Here is a 5880-nt window from a genome sequence, read left to right on the forward strand (position 1 = left end):
CGACGGGGTCGGGGCTGAGGGCCTCGAGGTAGCGGCGGTGAGCGGTGAGGGATTCGACGGCGATCTCGAAGGTGTCGGTGACGTCGACGGCGTGGCTGCCGTCGGAACCGCCGCACACCGCGGCCCAGCGGGGCGACCAGACGGGGAGATCGGCGAGTTCGGGGTGGATCCATTCGTTGCCCGCGTCGGAGACGGCGTCGAGGGCGGCGCGGCCGACCGCGCGATGGTCGGCGGAGTTGGCGTAGCCGCGCGCCCAGGTGTCGCCGAAGTTGAACAGCACCACCATGTCGGGGCGGTGGCGGCGGATCGCGGCGGCCAGATCGCGGCGCAGCTCCAGGGATTCCTGGACGCGGCCGTCGGGGTGGCCCAGGAATTCCACCTCGGTGACGCCGACGATTTTGGCGGAGGCGCGCTCCTCGTCCTCGCGCAACGGACCGGCCTCGGCGGGCGCGAGGCCCGCGATCCCCGCCTCACCGCTGGTGACCAGGACATAGCGAATGTCCTTGCCCTGCCGCGTCCAGCGGGCGACGGCGGCCGCCGCGCCGTATTCGATGTCATCGGGGTGCGCGACGATGACGATGCCGCGCTGCCAGTCCTCGGGGAGCTGCTCCATGCGGCCTATTCAACCTCAGAGCATTGCCAGCACGCCTTCGAAGGCTGCTTCCGCCGCCCCCAACAATTTCAAATCGGCTCCCAGGCTGGACTTTTCGATTCTCACCCCGCCCATGGCGCGGCTGACCATGCTGCGGCGGCGCACCTGCTCGCCGACGCGGTCGATCGCGCCGTCGGGCAGGGCGGTGAACAGGTCGCCGAGCACCACCAGTTCGGGGCCGAGGATGTTGACGACATTCACCAGTCCGAGGGTCAGCCAGTCCAGGTATTCGCGCAGGTGGGTTTCCCAATCACCGTGCAGTTCACGCAGTTCGGCGACGATCGCGCCGCGCGGCCCGTGCTCGGGCATGCCGAGCGCGCGGCACAGGGCCGCCTCCCCGACCTCGGTCTCCCAGCAGCCCTCGTTGCCGCAGTGGCAGATTCGGCCGCCGGGATTCACGGTCATGTGCCCGATCTCGCCGAGATAGCCCGCCGAACCGCGCAGCAGCGCGCCCTGCGCGATCAGCCCGCCGCCCACGCCGACATCGGCGGAGACGAACACCGCGTCGGAGGCTCCACGCCCGGTGCCCCTGACATGCTCTGCGAGCGCACCGAATTCGGCATCGTTGCCGACGACGACCGGGACGTCCAACACCGAGCGCAAGCGCTGACCCAAGGCCACCTCACCCCAGCACAGATTGGCGGCGGTGTGCACCAGACCGTCGGAGCGGCGCACCACCCCGGGCACGCACACCCCCGCCGCCATCGGCGTCAACGACAGATCCTGGGCCAGCACCGCCGCGGACTCCGCGACGTGCGTGATCACCTCATCCGGTTCCCGTTGCCGCCCACGCAGATTCCAGCTGTTGCGGCCGAGCACCTGCCCGCCGAATCCGACCAGCGCGATCCCGGCGTGCTCGACCTGCACGTCCACCGCCAGCACTACGGCCGCCTGCGGCTGCGGCAGCACCAGCAGCGACGGGCGGCCCGCGCCGCGCGCCAGCCGCGGCACCTTCTCCTCCACCACGCCGTCCTCGGTCAGGCCGTCGACGAGCATCTTGATGGTGGAGCGATTGAGCCCGAGCTCGGTCGCCAGCGCCGCCCGGGTGGCGGGGCCTCCGGTGTGTAGCAGCCGCAGGAGGCTGGACCGGTTGAACCGGCGCACCTCGTCCGGACGGGCGACGGTCATGGACCGGTTTCTACCATTGCGCGCCACCGCCATCCGTCATCGCCACGGTGCGACCGGCCGCCGTCGTCGCGCGGCGGGCAGGCCCGCTGCGGCGCATCGACGCCCGGTCGCCGGTACTCATCGGCCTGCGGTCGCCGCGCGGCGTCGCGACAGCGCGTCCACGGTCGCGGCGAGCAACAGCACCAGACCGGTCACGATGGACACCACCGCCGCCGGCTGTTGCAGCAGGCCCAGGCCGTTGGACACCACCGCCAGCACCGCTCCGCCGATCACCGCGTCGGCCACCCGGCCCCGGCCACCGAACAGCGACGTGCCGCCGATCACCGCCGCGCCGACCGCGAACAGCAGGGTATTGAGCCCGCCCGCCTGCGGATCGACCGAACCGACCTTCGAGGAGTAGACGATCGCGCCGACCGCCGCGCACGACGAACTGATGACGAAAACGCTTGCCCGCAACTGGGTCACGTTGATGCCCGCGCGCCGCGCCGCCTCCACATTGCCGCCGACCGCGTAGATGTGGCGGCCGTAGGTGGTGCGGGTCAGCACGTACGTGCCCGCGACCAGCAGCACCAGCACGATCGGAACCACATACGGCACACCGGAGATGACGATCAGTTTGCTGGGCGAGCGGTTCACCGTGAGCAGCGCCGTCACCACGACCGCGAACACCACCAGCGCCGTCACCTTCGCGATCACCAGCGGGGTGGGCGAGGTGACCAGCCCGCGCCGCCGGCGCAGGAAATGCCCGCCGAGCGTGACCCCGGCGTACCCACCGGCGGCCACCACGCACAGCAGCCAGCTCCCGACCGTGGACAGATTCCCGTTGGCCACCTCGTTGAGCACCTTCGAGGAGCTGATCCCCAGCACCCCGCCCTCGCCGATCAGCTGCAGGATCACGCCCTGCCAGGCCAGGAACAAGGCCAGCGTCACCACGAACGACGGCATGCCGATCTTGGCGATCAGGAACCCGGTGATGGACCCGATGGCGGCGCCCACGCACACCGCGAACAGCATCTCGATCCACGGATTCGCCTCCAGCCCGAGGACCGTCAGCAGAATCCCGACCAGCGAGAACGCCACGCCCGGCCAGATCCGCAGCAGCCCCGCGAGAATCGCGGCGAGCACCAGCAGCGCGATGAAGATGAAGAACACGGTGTTGCCCATGCCGTGCATCAGGTTGCCGTTGTCCACGTAATGCAGGGCCAGCACCGCGGCCGCGACACCGGAGGCCGTGCCCGCCGACAGATCGATCTCACCGATCAGCAGCACGAACACGATCCCGATGGCGATGATGGTCTGCCCCGCCCCCTGCGCCAGCAGGTTCGCGATGTTGTTGAGCGAGAAGAACACATCCGACAGCAGCGAGAACAGCACCACCAGCGCCACCAGGCCGAGAATCGCCGGTAGCGAACCGATTTCGCCGCCGCGTAGTCGGGAGACGTAGTCGCGCAGGGCGTCTCGGGTCGACAGGGTGGTGGTGTCGATCCCGAAGTCGGTGATCGCGGTCTCGGTGGCCGCGGATTCCGAAACATTGGTCATATCAGTGGATTCCTCGCTCACAACGCCACAGCTCTCTCACAGCGCAACAGCTTCGGGCCGTGCCAGGCCGAGATCACCCGAGCGGCCCGCGGTGATCAACTCCACCACCTGCGAGGTGGTCACGTCCGCGGTCCGCACCTGCGCGGCCATCCGGCCCAGGTACAGCACCGCGATCCGATCCGCGACCTCGAACACGTCGGCCAGGTTGTGGCTGATCAGCACCACCCCGAGCCCCTGTTCGGCCAGTCGCCGCACCAGATCCAGCACCTGCCGGGTCTGGGCCACGCCCAGTGCCGCGGTCGGTTCGTCCAGCAGCACCAGATTGCTGTTCCAGAGCACGGCTTTCGCGATCGCCACGGTCTGGCGCTGCCCGCCGGAAAGAGCTGCGACCGGGGTGCGCACCGACTTCACGGTGCGCACCCCCAACGAGGCCAGGGTGCGCCGCGCCGCCTCCTCCATGCTCGCCTCGTCCAGCAGCCACGGCTTGCCGCGCTCCCGGCCGAGGAACATGTTGGCCACGATGTCGAGGTTGTCGCACAGGGCCAGGTCCTGATAGACGACCTCGATGCCGAGCGCCGCCGCGTCCTTGGCGCCACGCAGGTGAACGGGTTCGCCCCGGAACCGCACTTCGCCGGAGTCGGCGGCGTGGATTCCGGCAACGCATTTCACCAACGTGGATTTGCCCGCGCCATTGTCGCCGACGAGCGCGGTGACCTCGCCCGCCGGCACGGTGAGGTCGACGTCGTGCAGCACGTGCACCGGTCCGAAACTCTTGTTCAGGCCGGTGATCTGGAGCAGCGGCTCACTCATGTTCTGATTCCTTAGGAAATGCCGAGATCGGTGCAGGCCTGCTTCACGTCACCGGAGCAGACGTCCGAAGCCTTCACGAAACCGGAGTCCACCACCTGCTTGACCTCCGCCTTGGTGATCAACTGCGGTTGCAGCAGCACCGATTTCACCTCGCGCTTGCCCTTGGGGTCCTGACTCACGCCCACCGCCAGCGCATCCGCGCCCGCCTTGTCGCCCTTGGCCAGGGCCACCGCGAGTTTCGCGGCGTTCTCGGCCTCTTCCTTGATGGGCTTGAACACCGTCATGTACTGGTCGCCGCGCAGCACCGCCTTGAGGCCGTCCACGGTGGCGTCCTGACCGGTCACCGGCACCTTGCCGTTGAGGCCGTTCTTCTTCAGCACCGTGATCACCGCGCCCGCGAGACCGTCGTTGGCCGCGACCACACCGTCGACCTTGCCGCCGTTGCCGGTGAGGATCTGCTCGAAGGTGGCGCCGCCCTTCTGGTTGTTCCAGTCGTCGATGGCCTGGCTGCGCACCAGCTTCAGCGCGCCCGAGTCATAGAGCGGTTGCAGCACCGTCTCCTGGCCCTGATGGAACAGGGTGGCGTTGTTGTCGGTGGGCGCGCCCTCGATCTCGACGACCTGCGCGCCCGGCTTGTCCTTGAGCGCGGTGGCCAGGCCCTGGCCCTGCAGCGCGCCGACCTTCACATTGTCGAAAGACACGTAGTAGTCGGAGGATCCGCCCAGATTGAGCCGGTCGTAGTCGATGGTCGGGATCCCGGCCTTCTGCGCCTTGGACGCGACCGCGCTGCCCACCTCACTGTTGATCGACGCGATGACCAGTACCTTCACGCCCTTGGCGATCATGCCGTCGGCGAGGGTGGAGAACTTCTGCACGTCGCCCTGCGCGTTCTGCACGTCGGCGGAGAATCCCGCGTCGCCCAGCGCCTTCTGCAGCAGCGGCTTGTCGAAGGATTCCCAGCGGGCCGAGGTGGCGGTCTCGGGGAGGATCACCCCGACCGTGCCGTTCGCGCCGCCGCCGGAAGGGGCGTTCGACGAAGACGTGCCACTGCTGGAATTGGATCCGCAGGCGGTCAGGGTGAGCAGGCCGGACAATGCCAGCGCGACAGCGAATTTCGTCCTCATCAGGGTGACCTTCTCTTCAAGAGACACCGCAGAGCGGCAGCCGCTGGGTTGCGACCGCACACACACGGCATATGTTGTGGGCAACAACATATGCCGTGTGAGTCACTCATATGGGACGTTTCACAGAAATCAGTGCACCCGATCGGGGCGGCGGGATCAGGGCAGCAGAATCACCTTGCCGCCCGCGTGGCCTTCCAGCACGAACTCGTGCGCGGCCGCCACCTCCGCGAGCGGAAACGTCTTGGCGATGGCCAGATCCAGCTTGCCCGCCGCCAGCGACGGCAGCAGCTCCCGCCAGGCATTGCCGCGGATCTCGGTGCCCGGATCCGCACCCGGGCCACCGCCCAGCACCTGGAATCCGTCGGCCGCGGCCCGGCCGAAGGCCACGATGGACGCGATGCGCCGACGGTCGGGGACCAGTTCCAGCGAGACATCCACCGCCTCGTCGGTGCCCACGGTGTCCAGGGCGGCATCGACACCGTTGGGTGCCAGGGCCCGCACCCGGTCGGCCAGACCCGGCCCGTACTCGACGGGCTCGATCCCGTAGGCGCGCAACCGTTCATGGCGGCTCGCCGACGCGGTGCCGATCACCCGCGCGCCGCGGGCCACGGCCAACTGCGCGGCCAG

At 69.0% G+C, this 5880-nt stretch carries 6 protein-coding genes; all 6 read right to left on the reverse strand.

All coding sequences use genetic code 11. The features are described from left to right. A partial coding sequence (locus tag ACWELQ_RS35755) for a PIG-L deacetylase family protein (RefSeq protein WP_452401436.1) occupies positions 1-613 on the reverse strand: 613 nt, incomplete at its 3' end. A 15-nt stretch (positions 614-628) separates the two neighbouring features. Next, on the reverse strand, positions 629-1780 hold the full coding sequence (locus ACWELQ_RS35760; RefSeq protein ID WP_452401437.1) for an ROK family protein: 1152 nt from the start codon (positions 1778-1780) through the stop codon (positions 629-631). Positions 1781-1897: 117 nt separating this feature from the next. After that, positions 1898-3319, reverse strand: coding sequence for a sugar ABC transporter permease (locus ACWELQ_RS35765; protein ID WP_452401438.1), 1422 nt, complete (start codon positions 3317-3319; stop codon positions 1898-1900). A gap of 36 nt (positions 3320-3355) precedes the next feature. Continuing rightward, positions 3356-4129 (reverse strand): ATP-binding cassette domain-containing protein, encoded by a 774-nt coding sequence (locus ACWELQ_RS35770; RefSeq protein WP_452401439.1) that lies wholly within the window; start codon positions 4127-4129, stop codon positions 3356-3358. A gap of 11 nt (positions 4130-4140) precedes the next feature. Continuing rightward, positions 4141-5253, reverse strand: coding sequence for a sugar ABC transporter substrate-binding protein (locus tag ACWELQ_RS35775; protein WP_452401440.1), 1113 nt, complete (start codon positions 5251-5253; stop codon positions 4141-4143). Positions 5254-5409: 156 nt separating this feature from the next. After that, a partial coding sequence (locus ACWELQ_RS35780) for a zinc-binding dehydrogenase (RefSeq protein WP_452401441.1) occupies positions 5410-5880 on the reverse strand: 471 nt, incomplete at its 5' end.

This window comes from Nocardia sp. NPDC004722, assembly GCF_053601505.1.

Coding starts and splice junctions, on each gene's coding strand:
- ACWELQ_RS35760 (WP_452401437.1), bottom strand. CDS start 1,780: ATGACCGTCGCCCGTCCGGACGAGGTGCGCCGGTTCAACCGGTCCAGC.
- ACWELQ_RS35765 (WP_452401438.1), bottom strand. CDS start 3,319: ATGACCAATGTTTCGGAATCCGCGGCCACCGAGACCGCGATCACCGAC.
- ACWELQ_RS35770 (WP_452401439.1), bottom strand. CDS start 4,129: ATGAGTGAGCCGCTGCTCCAGATCACCGGCCTGAACAAGAGTTTCGGA.
- ACWELQ_RS35775 (WP_452401440.1), bottom strand. CDS start 5,253: ATGAGGACGAAATTCGCTGTCGCGCTGGCATTGTCCGGCCTGCTCACC.